This is a genomic window from Bacillus sp. PSXD-155, assembly GCF_049310765.1.
Classification (GTDB): Bacteria; Bacillota; Bacilli; order Bacillales; family Bacillaceae_G; genus Bacillus_A; species Bacillus_A cereus.
Genome location: NZ_JBMOWC010000008.1, coordinates 22,713 through 39,410 on the forward strand (window position 1 = coordinate 22,713; position 16,698 = coordinate 39,410).

Consider the following 16,698-nt stretch of genomic DNA (forward strand, 5'->3'; position numbering starts at 1 on the left):
GTGAGTAAGAGCAAGGATTTTATCGTTGTAAAAGGTGCTAGAGCACATAACTTAAAAAATATTGATGTAACCATTCCGAGAAATCAGCTTGTCGTTGTAACGGGATTGTCTGGTTCGGGGAAATCATCATTAGCATTTGATACGATTTATGCAGAAGGGCAGCGCAGATACGTAGAATCGTTATCTGCGTATGCGCGTCAGTTTTTAGGACAAATGGATAAACCGGATGTAGATACGATTGAAGGATTGTCACCAGCGATTTCAATCGATCAAAAAACGACGAGTCGTAATCCACGTTCAACTGTCGGAACGGTAACGGAGATTTATGATTATTTACGTTTATTATTTGCGCGAATTGGTACGCCAATTTGTCCAAATCATGGGATTGAAATTACATCACAAACAGTAGAGCAGATGGTAGACCGTGTTCTTGAATATCCTGAACGTACGAAATTACAAGTGTTAGCTCCTATCGTTTCTGGTCGTAAAGGTGCACATGTGAAAGTGCTTGAAGATATTAAGAAGCAAGGATATGTTCGTGTACGTGTTGATGGTGAAATGCTCGATGTGTCTGAAGAGATTACGTTAGATAAAAATAAGAAGCATTCCATTGAAGTTGTAATTGACCGTATTGTTGTAAAAGAAGGAATCGCAAGCCGTCTTGCTGATTCACTTGAAAGTGCATTAAAGCTTGGCGGAGGTCGAGTTTTAATCGATGTAATGGGAGAAGAGGAACTTCTATTTAGTGAACATCATGCTTGTCCACATTGTGGTTTTTCAATCGGAGAATTAGAGCCGCGTATGTTCTCATTCAACAGTCCGTTCGGAGCGTGTCCTTCTTGTGATGGACTTGGTTCAAAGCTAGAGGTAGATTTAGAGCTTGTTATCCCGAACTGGGATTTATCATTAAATGAACATGCGATTGCACCTTGGGAACCGACAAGTTCACAATACTATCCACAACTTTTACAATCTGTATGTAATCATTACGGCGTTGATATGGATATGCCTGTGAAAGATATACCGAAAGATTTATTTGATAAAGTATTGTATGGAAGCGGGGAAGAGAAGGTTTATTTCCGCTATGTAAATGAATTCGGTCAAGTAAAGGAAAATGAGATTTTATTTGAAGGTGTTATTCCAAACATTGAACGTCGTTATCGTGAAACGAGTTCCGATTACATTCGTGAGCAAATGGAAAAGTATATGGCAGAACAAGCTTGTCCGAAGTGTAAAGGCGGCCGCTTAAAGCCTGAAAGTTTAGCTGTTTTTGTTGGTGATAAAACGATTGCTGACGTAACGAAGTATTCAGTTCAAGAAGTACAAGAATTCTTCTCGAATGTAGAGCTAACGGAGAAGCAACAAAAAATAGCTCATTTAATTTTAAGAGAAATTCAGGAGCGCGTTGGATTCTTAGTGAACGTTGGTTTAGATTATTTAACGCTAAGTCGTGCGGCTGGTACGTTATCAGGTGGTGAGGCGCAGCGTATTCGCTTAGCGACGCAAATTGGTTCTCGTCTAACTGGCGTACTTTATATTCTTGATGAGCCTTCAATTGGTTTACACCAGCGCGATAACGATCGTCTTATTCGTACATTGCAAGAAATGCGCGATTTAGGTAATACATTAATCGTTGTTGAGCATGATGAAGATACAATGATGGCTGCTGATTATTTACTTGATATCGGACCGGGTGCAGGTATTCACGGTGGGCAAGTTGTATCGGCAGGGACACCAGCTGAAGTGATGCAAGATGATAATTCGTTAACAGGAAAATATTTAAGCGGTAAAGAGTTTATTCCAGTTCCACTTGAAAGACGTAAAGGTGACGGACGTAAAGTGGAGATTGTCGGCGCAAAAGAGAATAACTTAAAGAATGCAAAAATGTCATTCCCACTCGGTACGTTTGTAGCGGTAACAGGTGTATCTGGATCAGGTAAAAGTACGATGATTAATGAAGTACTATATAAATCGTTAGCGCAAAAGTTATATAAAGCGAAAGCGAAGCCAGGTACTCATAAAGAGATTAAAGGTCTTGAACATTTAGATAAAGTAATTGATATTGATCAATCGCCAATTGGTCGTACACCACGTTCTAATCCAGCGACGTACACAGGTGTATTCGATGATATTCGTGATGTGTTTGCACAAACGAACGAAGCTAAAGTGCGCGGATATCAAAAAGGACGTTTCAGCTTTAACGTAAAAGGTGGCCGTTGTGAAGCGTGCCGTGGTGATGGAATTATTAAAATCGAAATGCATTTCTTACCAGATGTGTATGTTCCGTGTGAAGTTTGTCACGGTAAACGATATAATCGTGAAACGTTAGAAGTGAAATATAAAGATAAGAATATTTCTGAAGTGTTAGGGATGACAATTGAAGATGGAGTAGAATTCTTCGCCAATATTCCTAAAATTAAGCGTAAACTTCAAACGCTTGTAGATGTTGGGCTTGGTTATATGAAATTAGGTCAACCAGCAACAACATTATCTGGTGGGGAAGCACAGCGTGTGAAATTAGCTTCTGAATTACACCGTCGTTCTACAGGTCGTACGTTATATATTTTAGATGAGCCAACGACTGGGTTGCATGCGCATGATATTGCACGTCTTCTAGAAGTGCTGCAACGTCTTGTTGAGAGTGGTGAGACGGTACTTGTAATTGAACATAATTTAGATGTGATTAAAACAGCTGATTATATTGTTGATCTTGGACCAGAAGGCGGGGACAAAGGTGGACAAATCGTCGCTTCGGGAACGCCAGAGCAAGTAGTAAAAGAAGAGCGCTCGTACACTGGTAAGTATTTAAAAGAGATTTTAACTCGTGATAAAGCAAGAATGAAAGAGAGAATAAAAGAAGTAGAGTTATCGCAATAAGTTTATTGATGAAAACCGAGTGGAAATGACGCTCGGTTTTTATTGTATAGGGGGAGAAGATGGAGTTTTTAGAGGTGTTGCGAAAGAAAAATATGAAGGTAAGAGAGTTCCAAAAGTGGGGTGTATATTTTCGGAAACGCTGGGAGGATCATTTTGTAAATCATTTAAGTGATGAAGAAAAAGAAGATATTTTTCTTTATGGAGATAAGTATGCATGTGGTTATCTATGGCACATATTTAGTTATGAGAAAAAGAAGTGTTTAGAGGGTAAAGAAGCGGAAAACGTGTTTCATAATGAAGTGAAAAAGGAGTGCTACATTTTCTACCAACACTGTGATGATGTATTGCTAATAAAGGATGCGAGTTTGTTACATATGGATGATATATTGTGTGAGACAGACGATGCGTATAAAGGTGATATCTATATTGTAGATAAAGATTTCACTTGGACCTTTGTGAAAACTCATGAACATAGGTGGGGTGGTCCTTATTTCGCAAGGAAGTGTTAGTAGATATACAAGCATAAAGGGTAGAATAAGTTGATATAAGTGTTTGTATGATACTTGCGTTTATTGTCTATTAGCGTATGATGAAATATATATGTCAAAAGGATGTGTAAGAAAATGAGATGGATTGTATCACTTCTTGTAAATAGCGTTGTGTTAATCGCTGTATCGGGGCTTTTAAAAGGGATTGCACCAGATGCATTTTACGTAGCAAATATACAAACTGCAATTATTGCGAGTATTATATTGGCGGTTTTAAATGTATTCGTAAAGCCGTTTTTAATTTTAATTACGCTACCAATTACTGTTGTAACTTTCGGCTTCTTCTTAATTGTTATTAATGCGATTACGTTAAAAATAGCAGATTCATTATTAGGAGATGCTTTTAATATATCAGGATTTGGTGTAGCGATTGTTGCGGCAATTTGTATTTCAATTTTTAATATGATTATTGAGAAGGCAATTGTGGAACCTCTATATGAAAAAAAGAGAAAATGACAAAAAGAAAAACATTTCATTATTCGTATGAAATGTTTTTTTCTATTTATTAGAAACCGTATTTCTTGTTTCCAGAAAAAAATGGTACAATATCCGGTAGAATGGAATTTTACATCAAACGAGACTGAACCCGCAGCGGAGTGGAGGTTTATACATATGCCAAAAGTAAGGACAAAAGATTTAATTGAACAATTTCAATTGGAGTTAATAAGTGGTGAGGAAGGAATTCATCGTCCGATTGATACAAGTGATTTATCACGACCTGGAATTGAAATGGCAGGATTCTTTACATATTATCCAGCTGATCGCGTGCAGCTTCTTGGAAAAACGGAGCTTACGTTCTTTGATACGTTAACAACAGAGCAAAAACAAGAGAGAATGAAAGCGCTTTGTACCGAGGAGACGCCATGTATTATTATAACTCGTAATCAAGATGTACCAGATGAGTTATTACAAGCATCACGTGAATCAGGCATGCCTTTATTACGTTCTTCTCAAACGACAACGAGATTATCAAGTCGTTTAACTAATTATTTAGAAGGTAAGCTAGCACCAACAACTGCTGTTCATGGTGTATTAGTAGATATTTACGGTGTTGGTGTTTTAATTACAGGTCAAAGTGGTGTTGGTAAAAGTGAGACAGCTCTTGAACTTGTGAAGCGTGGTCACCGCCTTGTTGCGGATGATAGTGTAGAAATTCGCCAAGAAGATGAAGACACATTAGTAGGAAGCTCACCAGATTTAATTGAGCATTTATTAGAAATTCGTGGTCTAGGTATCATTAACGTTATGACGTTATTCGGTGCAGGGGCAGTGCGAAATTATAAGCGTATTACACTTGTTATTAATCTTGAAATTTGGGATCAAAAGAAAAACTATGATCGCTTAGGTCTTGATGAAGAGAAGATGAAAATTATTGATACAGAACTTACGAAGATTACACTTCCAGTTCGTCCTGGTCGAAACTTGGCTGTTATTATTGAAGTAGCAGCGATGAACTTCCGTTTAAAACGTATGGGAGTCAATGCAGCACAGCAGTTCTCAGAACGATTAATGAGTGCGATTGAGTTAGGGAATCAGGAGTAAACATTGGAGAGGGAGGTCATACATATGCTGTTAGGTTCTGTACCGCAGCTTGACCGCGTAGCTGTCCAACTTGGGCCGTTTCCTGTTTATTGGTACGGGATTATTATCGGTACAGGTGTGCTATTAGGTCTTTGGCTAGCAACTCGCGAGGGAGAAAGGCTAGGTATTCCAAAAGATACATTTGTTGACCTTGTATTAATTGCAGTACCGATCGCTATTCTATTTGCGAGAATGTACTATGTTATTTTTGAATGGGAATATTACGCGCAAAACCCGAGTCAAATTATTAATATTCGTCAAGGTGGCTTGGCGATTCATGGTGGTTTAATCGGAGCGGTTATTACAGGGATTCTTTTTGCAAAGCGACGCGGGGTTTCATTCTGGAAGTTGGCGGATATTGCTGCACCAAGTATTTTACTAGGACAAGCAATTGGCCGATGGGGAAACTTTATGAACCAAGAGGCGCATGGTGATGAAGTAACGAGACAGTTTTTAGAAGGTCTTCATTTACCAGATTTCATTATTAATCAAATGTATATTGAGGGTGTGTACTATCATCCGACGTTTTTATATGAATCATTATGGAATTTTGCAGGTGTAATTTTACTACTTGCATTAAGAAAAGTGAATTTACGCCGCGGGGAATTATTCTTCACATATTTAATTTGGTATTCAGTAGGACGCTTCTTCGTAGAAGGCTTACGTACAGATAGTTTAATGCTAGGACCACTTCGTATTGCACAAGTAATGTCAATTGGACTTGTTGTTATTTCTATTATTTTCATTATTGTGAGACGAAAAATGGGGCAAGCTGATAAAAGATATTCGGAAAATTAGAGAAAAGTAGCATCTTATTATAAGATGCTGCTTCTTTCATATTCAGGAAGGCGAAAGGACTAAGGCAATGAGAATAAATACGGTGTTATTTGATTTAGATGGAACTTTAATTAATACAAACGAACTTATTATTTCTTCTTTTTTACATACTTTAAATACGTATTATCCAAATCAATATAAGCGTGAAGATGTGTTGCCATTTATCGGTCCATCTTTGCATGATACTTTCAGTAAGATTGATGAAAGTAAGGTTGAAGAGATGATTACAAGTTATCGCGAATTTAACCATGATCATCATGATGAATTAGTAGAAGAATATGAAACTGTATATGAAACGGTTCGAGAGTTGAAAAAGCAAGGTTATAAAGTTGGTATTGTTACAACGAAAGCGAGACAAACCGTTGAGATGGGATTAAAGTTGTCAAAGCTGGATGAATTTTTTGATGTTGTCGTGACAATTGATGATGTAGAGCATGTGAAACCACATCCAGAGCCACTTCAAAAAGCGCTTGAATTATTAGATGCAAAACCAGAAGAGGCATTGATGGTTGGAGATAATCATCATGATATTGTCGGTGGTCAAAATGCGGGGACGAAAACAGCTGCGGTTTCATGGACGTTGAAAGGTAGAGCATATTTAGAGGCTTATAAGCCGGACTTTATGTTAGATAAAATGAGTGATTTGCTACCGATTTTGTCTAATATGAACCGTTCATAAAGGTCCAAGTAAGTTAGTAGAGGAGCGAGCTAAGTGCGACGGACAACGCGCTATCCTGTTTCAGGAGAAAATTCATTATGGAATGTGTATAAAACAGTGTCTTTTTGGAAGGTAATGAAAAACTTTATTATTATCCAAATTGCGCGTTACACGCCATTTTTATCTGTGAAGAATTGGTTGTACCGTACTTTTTTACGGATGAAAGTAGGAAAGAAAACATCATTTGCGCTTATGGTAATGCCGGATATTATGTTCCCGGAAAAGATAACTGTGGGAGAGAATTCGATTATTGGCTATAATACAACGCTTTTAGCGCATGAATATTTAATTCGTGAATATCGACTTGGGGAAATCGTCATTGGAAATGAAGTGATGATTGGAGCGAATGTAACAATATTACCAGGTGTGAAAATTGGAGACGGTGCGACTGTCTCAGCTGGCACACTTGTTCATAGAGATGTACCGAGCGGTGCTTTCGTAGGTGGAAATCCAATGCGTATTATTTATACGAAAGAGCAAATGACCGCAAGAGAAGGTTCATGGTGAAAATGTAACATTTCTCCTCTTTTTTTATGAATAAAAAGGAAATAATTGAGTATAATATACTGTTTTGTTTTTTACGGAATCGTTTATACTTATAGATAGAAGAATGTGTGAGCGAAGAAAACAAAAAACTGGAGGATATATGGGGAAAAATCAAAGGATATATAAGGAGAACGGACAAGTTATCTCTTTTAATCAATTAGCGGACTTCTTTTATAAAAAAGGGATGAGAGCTTACAAAGGGCAAAAATTGCAAGATGCAATTAAATATTTTCGAAGAGCGGCACAAAGTGAGAAGGAGCCGTTTATTTTATGTCAATTAGCAACAGTATTATCTGAGGCTGGTGAATATCAAGAGTCGAACCAAATCTTCTTAAAGTTAGTTAGATCTAATCCAGAACTTGAACAGTGCTATTATTTTATTGCAAATAATTATGCATATATGGGGTTATTTCAACAGGCGAAGAAATATGCGGATCGTTATTTAGAAGTTGCAAAAGAGAAGGAATTCGTAGAAGATACATTAGAACTTCTTGAGATTATGGAAGAAGAAGCAATGGGTGCGGAAGAGATTGAAGATGAAGATGATTTAATTGTTATGCAGGAAGAAGCGAATCGTTATATTCGTAATGGACAATTGGAAGAAGCAATTGCTACATTAGAAATTGTTACGAAAGATTATCCGGAATTTTGGTCAGGTCATAATAATTTAGCCATTGCACATTTTCAATCGGGTAATGTAGACAAAGCACTGAAGTTAACAGAAATGATTTTAGAGAAAAATCCTGGTAATATACATGCGCTTTGTAATACGCTTATTTTTTTATATTCAATTGGAGAGCATAAACAAGTAGAAGCGTTAGCGGGACAGCTAGTTTCGGTATATCCGATTTCATTTGAACATCGTTTGAAACTGGGAACTACACTTGCAACAATTGGTTATTTCGAGCATGCATATAAATGGTTCAAACTATTAAAGCGTCAAGGATACGAAGGAGACGTTAGTTTTTATTATTGGTTTGCATATTCTGCGTATATGGTGAAAGATCAGCAACTAGCTGAAAAAATGTGGCAACATGTCGTGGAATTGCATCCTGATAAAAAGGGAAAAGAACCGTGGAATGCGCTGAATTTAGCAGATGAAGGACAAAACGTGTTATTTGAAGAATTACGAAAATCATTTCAGCAAAGTGCGACGCTAGAAGAACAAATGCTAGCTTTATATTTAATGAATGAATTGTCAACGCCGGAGAAGGTTGGATTCTTCTTTGATATAACGCAAGCGAAGAACGGTGTTCCCATCGTATCGCAACTTGCAAAGTACTTCTTTTTACTTAATAGTCATAAGAGTATTCCAGCTGATTTACAACAATTTGAGCAGTGCGCGAGAATCGCGGATGCCTTATACAATTATACGAAAAAAGATGATGAATTAATTGAAGAGTGTTTACACTTTTGGTTTTGTACGTTCATACGTTTATATACATCTGGAGACATATTTACAAATGTGTACGGCTGGTCAGCTGCGATTGAATACATTGTACGCGGCGAACAAGGAAATAAAATGACACAGTCGGAGCTTGGAGATGTATATAATGTATCTGTAGCGACTGTCCGAAAGTATGTGCAAGCTGTTAAGCGTACGCACACATAAGATAAGCAAATCATTGGGAAAAAAATGATGCTAACAGTATAATGAGGGTAACTTAATTGTGTAGGAATGGATAGGAGTGAATAGTGTGTCAGAAGAAAAAATTTATGATGTCGTTATTATTGGTGCAGGACCAGCTGGTATGACAGCTGCAGTATATACATCTCGTGCAAATTTAAGCACATTAATGCTTGAGCGTGGTATTCCAGGTGGCCAAATGGCAAACACGGAAGATGTAGAAAACTACCCAGGTTATGAGTCTATTTTAGGACCAGACTTATCAAATAAAATGTTCGAGCATGCGAAGAAATTTGGTGCTGAATATGCATACGGTGATGTGAAAGAAGTCATCGATGGTAAAGAATACAAAACAATTATTGCTGGTAAAAAAGAATATAAAGCACGTGCAATTATCGTTGCAAGTGGTGCAGAGTATAAAAAAATTGGTGTACCGGGTGAAACAGAACTTGGCGGCCGAGGTGTATCATATTGTGCAGTATGTGACGGGGCATTCTTTAAAGGAAAAGAACTTATCGTAATTGGCGGCGGAGATTCTGCTGTTGAAGAGGGTGTGTTCTTAACACGCTTCGCATCAAAAGTAACGATCGTTCACCGTCGTGACACGCTTCGTGCGCAGAAAATTTTACAAGACCGTGCTTTCCAAAACGAAAAAGTAGATTTCATTTGGAACCACACTATAAAAGAAATTAACGAAGCAAGCGGTAAAGTAGGAAGTGTAACACTTGTAGACGTAAACAGTGGAGAAGAGAAAGAAGTCAAAACTGACGGCGTATTCGTATACATCGGTATGTTACCATTATCAAAACCATTTGTTGAACTAGGTATTACAAATGAAAATGGTTACCTTGAAACGAACGAACGTATGGAAACGAAAATTCCTGGTATTTTCGCAGCTGGTGATGTTCGTGAAAAAATGCTTCGTCAAATTGTAACTGCAACAGGTGACGGTAGTATTGCAGCACAAAGTGCACAACATTACGTAGAAGAATTATTAGAGGAATTAAAAACTGTATCAGAAAAATAAGGGATAATATACCTTGTGAGAAGAAAGCTACCGACAGGAGCTTTCTTCTTTTTTTGTGTAAAAATGTCAAAGTTTTGTCAAAAAATATTGGGATTATAAGCTTTCTTATTGATATACTGGACTTTACGGAAAAAATCACTATAAGAAATGAGGAATTTATTCAGTATGGAATGGCGTAATATATATCGTGGATTTTGTATGGGCGTTAGTGATTTAATTCCTGGTGTGAGCGGCGGTACAATCGCTGTTGTGTTAGGGATTTATGAACAATTGCTTGCGGCAATTAGTGGATTCTTTAGTCGTGAATGGAAAAAACATTTAGGGTTTTTAATTCCACTTGCAGCTGGTGTGGCAGCAGCGTTTTTAACGTTAAGTCATGTTATTAAATATTTACTTGCAAATCATTATGAACCGACTCAATTTTTCTTCCTCGGTTTAATTATTAGTATATTACCGATGTTAATGAGAGAAGCTGATGCAAAGTCGTCGTTTAAAGGTAAGCACATTGTTTTATTAATAGTTGCAGCAATTCTTGTTGCGATCACAGCTTTCTTTAAACCAGATAAGGCAGCAGATCCAATTACGACGTTAACAATTTTAAATGCAATTGGTTTATTTTTCGCAGGATGGATGGCTAGTATGGCTATGCTACTTCCTGGGATTAGTGGATCGTTTATTTTATTAATTATTGGTGTGTATCCAACAGCAATTAACGCTTTAACTACACTTAACTTACCTTTAATCGTGGTTATCGGTGCTGGTGTTATGGTTGGATTTGTTGTAAGTAGTAAAGGCATTAGTTTTTTATTAGATCGTTATAAAAGTATGACATTTGCGGCAATTATTGGACTAGTTATCGGTTCGATTGTAATTGTGTTCCCTGGTATTCCAACCGGCGGATTTTCAATTATAAGTTCAATTATTACCTTTATTTTAGGATTTGCGATTGTTACTTATTTCGGTAAGAAATAAGGGCTTTAATCCCCTTGGTGATAAAAATCGTTAAGGGGATTTTTCATGCTATTCATTAAAAGTCTAAGCATTTACATTGCTTGTTATGGAAAGCTTTTTTAAAATTGTTGAGTAGCATATGCTTAGCGAAAGAGGACTGGCTCCTTCGTTGTAGCAAACTGTTTTTGATAGTATAATGAAAGAAGTATGCAGTGAGGAATTTTACTGCAAGTAGCTGAGGTGAAGAAACATGCAAAGAGTGACAAACTGTGTGTTAATTAGAGATAATGAAGTACTCTTACTCCAAAAACCTCGCCGAAATTGGTGGGTTGCACCAGGCGGGAAAATGGAGCGTGGTGAGACTGTAAGAGATTCCGTTGTTCGCGAATATCGCGAAGAAACAGGTATTTATTTGAAAAACCCAGCGTTAAAGGGGGTCTTCACCTTTGTCATCCAAGAAGGTGATAAAGTTGTTTCTGAATGGATGATGTTCTCCTTTTTAGCGACAGATTTTGCAGGAGAAAACAAACTAGAGAGCGAAGAAGGCATCATTGGTTGGCATACATTTGATAAAATTGATGATTTAGCAATGGCGCCAGGAGATTATCACATTATTGATTATTTAATTAAAGGAAATGGCATAATCTACGGTACATTTGTATATACCCCAGATTTTGAGTTGCTTTCATATCGATTAGATCCGAGTTAAACCGTCAAGGAGAGGATACGATGACAGAGAATAATGATATAAAAATGGTAATTATTACAGGGATGTCTGGAGCTGGAAAAACAGTAGCTTTACAAAGTTTTGAAGATTTAGGATATTTTTGTGTAGATAATTTACCACCGATGTTATTGCCAAAGTTTATTGAGCTTATGGCGGATTCAAAAGGGAAAATGAATAAAGTGGCACTTGGTATTGATTTACGTGGCCGCGAGTTTTTCGAACATTTATGGGGAGCACTTGATGATTTATCAGAACGTACATGGATTATTCCTCATATTTTATTTTTAGATGCGAAAGATAGTACGCTTGTAACTCGTTATAAAGAAACGAGACGTTCGCATCCACTTGCACCAACTGGTTTGCCGTTAAAGGGAATCGAAGCAGAGCGCAATTTATTAACAGATATGAAGGCACGGGCAAATATTGTGCTTGATACATCGGATTTAAAACCGAAAGAATTACGTGAAAAAATTGTTCACTTGTTCTCAACAGAAACTGAGCAAGCATTTCGTGTAAATGTTATGTCATTTGGATTTAAGTACGGTATTCCAATTGATGCTGATTTAGTATTTGATGTTCGTTTTTTACCAAATCCATATTACATTCCACATATGAAGCCATTAACAGGACTAGATGAAGAAGTTTCTTCGTATGTACTGAAATTTAATGAGACACATAAGTTTTTAGAGAAGTTGACGGATCTGATTACTTTCATGCTGCCTCATTATAAAAGAGAAGGCAAAAGTCAACTTGTAATTGCAATTGGATGTACAGGTGGACAGCATCGTTCTGTTACGCTTACAGAATACCTTGGGAAACATTTGAAACCAGAGTATAGTGTTCATGTATCTCATCGTGATGTGGAGAAGAGAAAGGGCCATTAAGGGATGAAAAAAGAGAGAAAGCCTAAAATTGTCATCATGGGAGGCGGAACAGGACTCTCTGTTTTATTAAGAGGATTAAAGCAATATCCTGTTGATATTACAGCAGTTGTTACAATCGCTGATGATGGTGGCAGTTCGGGTCGATTACGTGATGAGCTAGAAATTCCACCTCCAGGTGACATCCGTAACGTACTTGTTGCGTTATCGGATGTAGAGCCACTGGTGGAAGCTTTATTTCAGCACCGTTTCACAACAGGAGACGGACTGAAAGGTCATGCGTTAGGAAATCTATTGTTGGCAGGTATGACCTCGATTACAGGAGACTTTTTCCATGCAATTACGGAAACAAGTAAAGTATTAAATGTCAGAGGACGTGTATTACCAGCAGCGAATCAAAGTGCGGTACTTCATGCGGAACTTGAAGATGGGGAAATTGTAACAGGTGAATCAAAGATTCCTTATTACGGAAAGAAGATTAATCGTGTCTTTTTAACTCCAGAAGATGTAGAGCCATTGCATGAAACGTTGGCTGAGATTAAACGAGCTGATTTACTTGTTTTCGGCCCAGGAAGTTTGTATACGAGTATATTACCCAACTTAGTTGTTAACAAAATTGGGGACGCTGTTCTTGCCGCAAAGGCGAAGAAGGTATATGTATGTAACGTTATGACACAAGCGGGTGAAACGATGGGATATACTGCTTTTGATCATGTGCAGGCGTTACACGATCATTTAGGGCAACCATTTATTAATACTGCAATTGTAAATAACCGTGAGATTCCTTGTGAATTACGTAAGTTATATGAGGAAGAAATGTCTACACCAGTTGTAGTGGATGAAGAACGTTTTGCTGAAAATAATATTGATGTTATTCAAGAGGGATTAGCGAAGTATGATGATCGTGTTGTAAGGCATGATACGTTAAAGTTAGCTTCGATTTTATATTCATTGTTATAAATGTGCGTTGCCTCGTTTGAGGTGGCGCTCCTCATTCATATAGGACAAGAATTTTGTTCCATAATAATCGTATAAGGAGGTGTTGACTGTGTCATTTGCATCAGAAACAAAGAAAGAGTTGACGAATCTTGAAGTGAAAGAATGCTGTGAGAAAGCAGAATTATCGGCGTTACTTCGAATGAACGGATCGCTTTCTTTTTCAAACCGTCGCTTATCTATCGATATTCAAACGGAAAATGCGGCAATTGCAAGAAGGATTTATACGCTTTTGAAAAAAGGATATGACGTGACGGTAGAATTACTTGTTCGTAAAAAAATGCGATTGAAGAAAAATAATGTATATATCGTAAGGCTTGTTGAAAAGTCTCGCGAAATATTAGCCGATCTTCATATCGTTCGAGATGACTTTTCATTTATTCGAAATATATCACAAGAATTGATTGAGAAGAAGTGTTGTAAACGATCGTATTTACGCGGTGCATTTTTAGCAGGTGGTTCAGTAAATAACCCAGAAACATCATCTTATCATTTAGAGATCTTTTCGTTATATAAGGAACATAATGATGCTATATGTGAACTGATGAACGGATTTGATTTAAATAGTAAGACGTTGGAAAGAAGAAAAGGGTACATTACGTATTTGAAAGAAGCGGAGAAAATTACGGAATTTTTAAATATTATTGGTGCTCATAATGCACTTTTAAGGTTTGAAGATATTCGAATCGTACGTGATATGCGTAATTCCGTAAATCGTTTAGTGAACTGCGAAACAGCTAATTTAAATAAAACAATTGGTGCAGCGCTAAGGCAGATTGAAAATATCCGCTATATTGATGAGACGGTTGGTCTTGATATATTGCCAGATAAACTACAAGAGATTGCGCAACTACGAAGAGATTATCAAGATGTAACATTGAAAGAGTTAGGTGAGATGGTATCCGGGGGGAAAATTAGTAAATCGGGTATTAATCATCGTTTGCGTAAAATCGATGAAATTGCAGAGAAATTACGCGCGGGGGAAACGGTAGCAAAAAAATAAGAGGTTAAAGGGGAAATGGAGCTGTGGTTCAAAAACGAGTTCAGGTTTCATTAAAAAACGGTTTACAAGCACGTCCGGCTGCGTTGTTTGTACAAGAGGCAAATCGCTTTCATGCAGATATCTTTATTGAGAAAGATGGAAAGACAGTAAATGCAAAGAGCATAATGGGGATTATGAGCTTAGCAATTGGAACTGGAAGCATGATAACAATTACAACAGAAGGTTCAGATGCAGAAGAGGCTTTAGAAGCATTAGCTGCATATGTACAATAAAGAGCTATCGCGTATATGCGATAGTTTTTTTGTTTTGTTGTTTGTGCGGATTAGCGGGGAGGGGTATTTAGCTGGTTTGTCCTTGTCGGAGATTGTCGGTAAATCGATATGTTGTGTCGAACCGTTGATATATTAAAAAAATCGTTGATATAATTTGAGTTTTGTTCGATATAATTGAAAAATCGTTGATATATTTAGAGGGATACTGGATGGGGTATGTGAGCGGGGAACAATATATAAAAGAAGCGCCCAATTATAGGGCGCTTCCACTTTTAGTTATATCTAGCTCCAGCGGCTAGAATCTCCGGTTGTTTCGCCCCTTCATTCGAGGCAAAAAGCGCCTCGGATGAAGGGGCTCCATCGCCCTGCGATTCTAAACGAGCCGCTTTCGCTTTTAAGTATTAACGATTTGTAAAGATCTTATCGATTAAACCGTATTCTAAAGCTTTTTCAGCTGTCATGAAGTTGTCGCGGTCTGTGTCGCGTTGTAGTACTTCAAGTGGTTGACCAGTGCGGTCAGCAAGAATTTGGTTTAGTTTTTCACGTAAGAATAGGATACGTTTTGCAGCGATTTCGATTTCAGTCGCTTGACCTTGTGCTCCACCAAGTGGTTGGTGAATCATTACTTCACTGTTTGGAAGTGCATAACGTTTTCCTTTTTCACCTGCTGCAAGTAAGAATGCACCCATAGATGCAGCCATACCGATACAGATTGTTGATACTTGTGGTTTAATAAACTGCATTGTATCATAGATTGCCATACCCGCTGTGATAGAACCACCAGGGCTGTTGATGTAGATGTGAATATCTTTTTCTGGATCTTGAGATTCCAAGAATAAAAGCTGGGAAACGATTGAGTTAGCTACGTTGTCATCAATTGCACTACCAAGCATAATGATGCGGTCTTTTAGTAGTCGAGAGTAAATATCGTAAGCGCGTTCTCCACGATTTGTTTGTTCAATTACTGTAGGAATTAAATTCATCTGTTATTTCCTCCTTATAAAGCTTTCTTAGTCTTATAATACAATTATGGTCAATAAAGGTCAAACGAAACCACTTTAAATCAAAAAAATATGTAGTTGTACCATGAAATATTCGCTATGTTTTCGAAATTCCCTGCTTATGTATCTTCAACATCATAACCGAATTACATAAATTTAAACGTTACGAAAACTGGAGGAAAAAGAAAAGAACGCCTTTTAACTGAAGCGTTCTTTCGATAATTAGTCTTTTAAAAGATAGGTTACTTTATTTAAAATCTTTTCGATTTGTTTCGCGTTTTTACTATACATTTCGCTTGCTGATTTCGACTTTGTTTCTAGGGAAAATAGTTCAAGATCAGCATGACATTTTTTTAAAGATGCTAATAATAAAGGTTTGTTTTGAGGAGAAGGCATTTGGAGTTTGTCATTGTAAATGTCGATAGTAAGTTGTCCGTATGAATCCACTTGACCGAGAAAGACATTTTCAATAACAACACCGAGTTTTTCTAATTCTGAATGTAGCCAAGCGCGGTTATGTCCGCTTGCTGAAAGAGGTTCATCTAGTACATTTCCATCCATAATAACAGTTTGCGGTTCTTTTTCATTTGGCACTTTTAAACCGAGATCTTTTGCTGTAAGTGGCTGAGAATCTTTCTTTAATAATACATTTAATTCTCCACTCGGTTCTAAGACAGCAAATTCGACTTCAGCTATACTGAATGCACCATTTCCTCTAAGAAGTTCAAGTAACTCATCACTTGTATATTTCTCTTTCTTTAAATTATCCTCAAGTACTTTGCCATCTTTTATTAACACTGTAGACTTCCCTTCAAAAAAATCTCTAGCCGTTTTGTTTTTTAGGGAGAGAATTCCGACAAAGAAGGGTACTGAGGCGAAAATAAGTATGGCAAAGACACCGTGGAAAAACTTTTGATCAAGCCCTGTAGCTATCTGAGCGGCGATATCGCCAATTGTCATTCCTGCTATGTATTCAAAAAAGGATAGCTGAGAGATTTGTCTTTTCCCTAACCATTTCGTAATAGCGAATAAAATAATTAATATGAATACAGAGCGCAGAATGACAAGTGTCCATTCCGGCAGGTGAGACATAGTCATTTCCTCCA

17 protein-coding genes are annotated in these 16,698 nt (G+C 37.4%); 15 read left to right on the top strand and 2 right to left on the bottom strand.

Features of this window, described 5'->3' with window-relative positions; translation table 11 throughout:
* From uvrA to ACO6VI_RS11315, 15 genes are all read left to right on the top strand, one after another.
* Nucleotides 1-2,877, top strand: coding sequence for an excinuclease ABC subunit UvrA (gene uvrA / locus ACO6VI_RS11245; RefSeq protein ID WP_088020053.1), 2,877 nt, complete (start codon nt 1-3; stop codon nt 2,875-2,877).
* Between the two features lie 59 nt (nt 2,878-2,936).
* Nucleotides 2,937-3,386, top strand: a complete 450-nt coding sequence (locus ACO6VI_RS11250; RefSeq protein WP_088020055.1) for a DUF4275 family protein — start codon at nt 2,937-2,939, stop codon at nt 3,384-3,386.
* A gap of 114 nt (nt 3,387-3,500) precedes the next feature.
* Nucleotides 3,501-3,881, top strand: coding sequence for a phage holin family protein (locus tag ACO6VI_RS11255; protein WP_001267308.1), 381 nt, complete (start codon nt 3,501-3,503; stop codon nt 3,879-3,881).
* 156 nt (nt 3,882-4,037) lie between these two features.
* Nucleotides 4,038-4,967: an HPr(Ser) kinase/phosphatase gene (hprK, locus tag ACO6VI_RS11260; protein WP_001127251.1), complete on the top strand. Its 930-nt coding sequence runs from the start codon at nt 4,038-4,040 to the stop codon at nt 4,965-4,967.
* Between the two features lie 24 nt (nt 4,968-4,991).
* Entirely contained in the window at nt 4,992-5,804 is an 813-nt protein-coding gene (gene lgt, locus ACO6VI_RS11265) for a prolipoprotein diacylglyceryl transferase (RefSeq protein ID WP_000924240.1), read from the top strand.
* Nucleotides 5,805-5,871: 67 nt separating this feature from the next.
* On the top strand, nt 5,872-6,522 hold the full coding sequence (gene ppaX, locus ACO6VI_RS11270) for a pyrophosphatase PpaX (RefSeq protein ID WP_086422433.1): 651 nt from the start codon (nt 5,872-5,874) through the stop codon (nt 6,520-6,522).
* A gap of 33 nt (nt 6,523-6,555) precedes the next feature.
* Nucleotides 6,556-7,068, top strand: a complete 513-nt coding sequence (locus ACO6VI_RS11275) for an acyltransferase (protein WP_001255070.1) — start codon at nt 6,556-6,558, stop codon at nt 7,066-7,068.
* Nucleotides 7,069-7,207: 139 nt separating this feature from the next.
* Nucleotides 7,208-8,719, top strand: coding sequence for a tetratricopeptide repeat protein (locus ACO6VI_RS11280; protein WP_000517723.1), 1,512 nt, complete (start codon nt 7,208-7,210; stop codon nt 8,717-8,719).
* A gap of 85 nt (nt 8,720-8,804) precedes the next feature.
* Nucleotides 8,805-9,761 carry a thioredoxin-disulfide reductase gene (trxB, locus tag ACO6VI_RS11285; RefSeq protein WP_001288078.1) on the top strand — a complete coding sequence of 319 codons (957 nt, stop codon included), beginning with the start codon at nt 8,805-8,807 and terminating at the stop codon, nt 9,759-9,761.
* A 165-nt stretch (nt 9,762-9,926) separates the two neighbouring features.
* Entirely contained in the window at nt 9,927-10,733 is an 807-nt protein-coding gene (locus ACO6VI_RS11290; protein ID WP_000455196.1) for a DUF368 domain-containing protein, read from the top strand.
* 229 nt (nt 10,734-10,962) lie between these two features.
* The gene (locus ACO6VI_RS11295) at nt 10,963-11,421 is read left to right on the top strand and encodes an NUDIX hydrolase (RefSeq protein ID WP_001190080.1); all 459 of its coding nucleotides are present in this window, start codon (nt 10,963-10,965) and stop codon (nt 11,419-11,421) included.
* Between the two features lie 20 nt (nt 11,422-11,441).
* Entirely contained in the window at nt 11,442-12,323 is an 882-nt protein-coding gene (rapZ, locus tag ACO6VI_RS11300; RefSeq protein ID WP_000138459.1) for an RNase adapter RapZ, read from the top strand.
* A gap of 3 nt (nt 12,324-12,326) precedes the next feature.
* Nucleotides 12,327-13,280 (top strand): gluconeogenesis factor YvcK family protein, encoded by a 954-nt coding sequence (locus ACO6VI_RS11305; RefSeq protein ID WP_000712187.1) that lies wholly within the window; start codon nt 12,327-12,329, stop codon nt 13,278-13,280.
* Nucleotides 13,281-13,368: 88 nt separating this feature from the next.
* A complete protein-coding gene (gene whiA, locus ACO6VI_RS11310) occupies nt 13,369-14,319 on the top strand; it encodes a DNA-binding protein WhiA (protein ID WP_000006566.1) in 951 nt (316 codons plus the stop codon).
* Nucleotides 14,320-14,342: 23 nt separating this feature from the next.
* Nucleotides 14,343-14,591, top strand: coding sequence for an HPr family phosphocarrier protein (locus ACO6VI_RS11315; RefSeq protein ID WP_000250307.1), 249 nt, complete (start codon nt 14,343-14,345; stop codon nt 14,589-14,591).
* 401 nt (nt 14,592-14,992) lie between these two features.
* Here ACO6VI_RS11315 and clpP read toward each other — a convergent pair whose 3' ends face one another.
* Both clpP and ACO6VI_RS11325 read right to left on the bottom strand, forming a co-directional pair.
* On the bottom strand, nt 14,993-15,574 hold the full coding sequence (clpP, locus tag ACO6VI_RS11320; protein ID WP_001049162.1) for an ATP-dependent Clp endopeptidase proteolytic subunit ClpP: 582 nt from the start codon (nt 15,572-15,574) through the stop codon (nt 14,993-14,995).
* 240 nt (nt 15,575-15,814) lie between these two features.
* Nucleotides 15,815-16,684 (bottom strand): DUF421 domain-containing protein, encoded by an 870-nt coding sequence (locus ACO6VI_RS11325; RefSeq protein WP_088020058.1) that lies wholly within the window; start codon nt 16,682-16,684, stop codon nt 15,815-15,817.
* Nucleotides 16,685-16,698 lie beyond the last annotated feature (14 nt).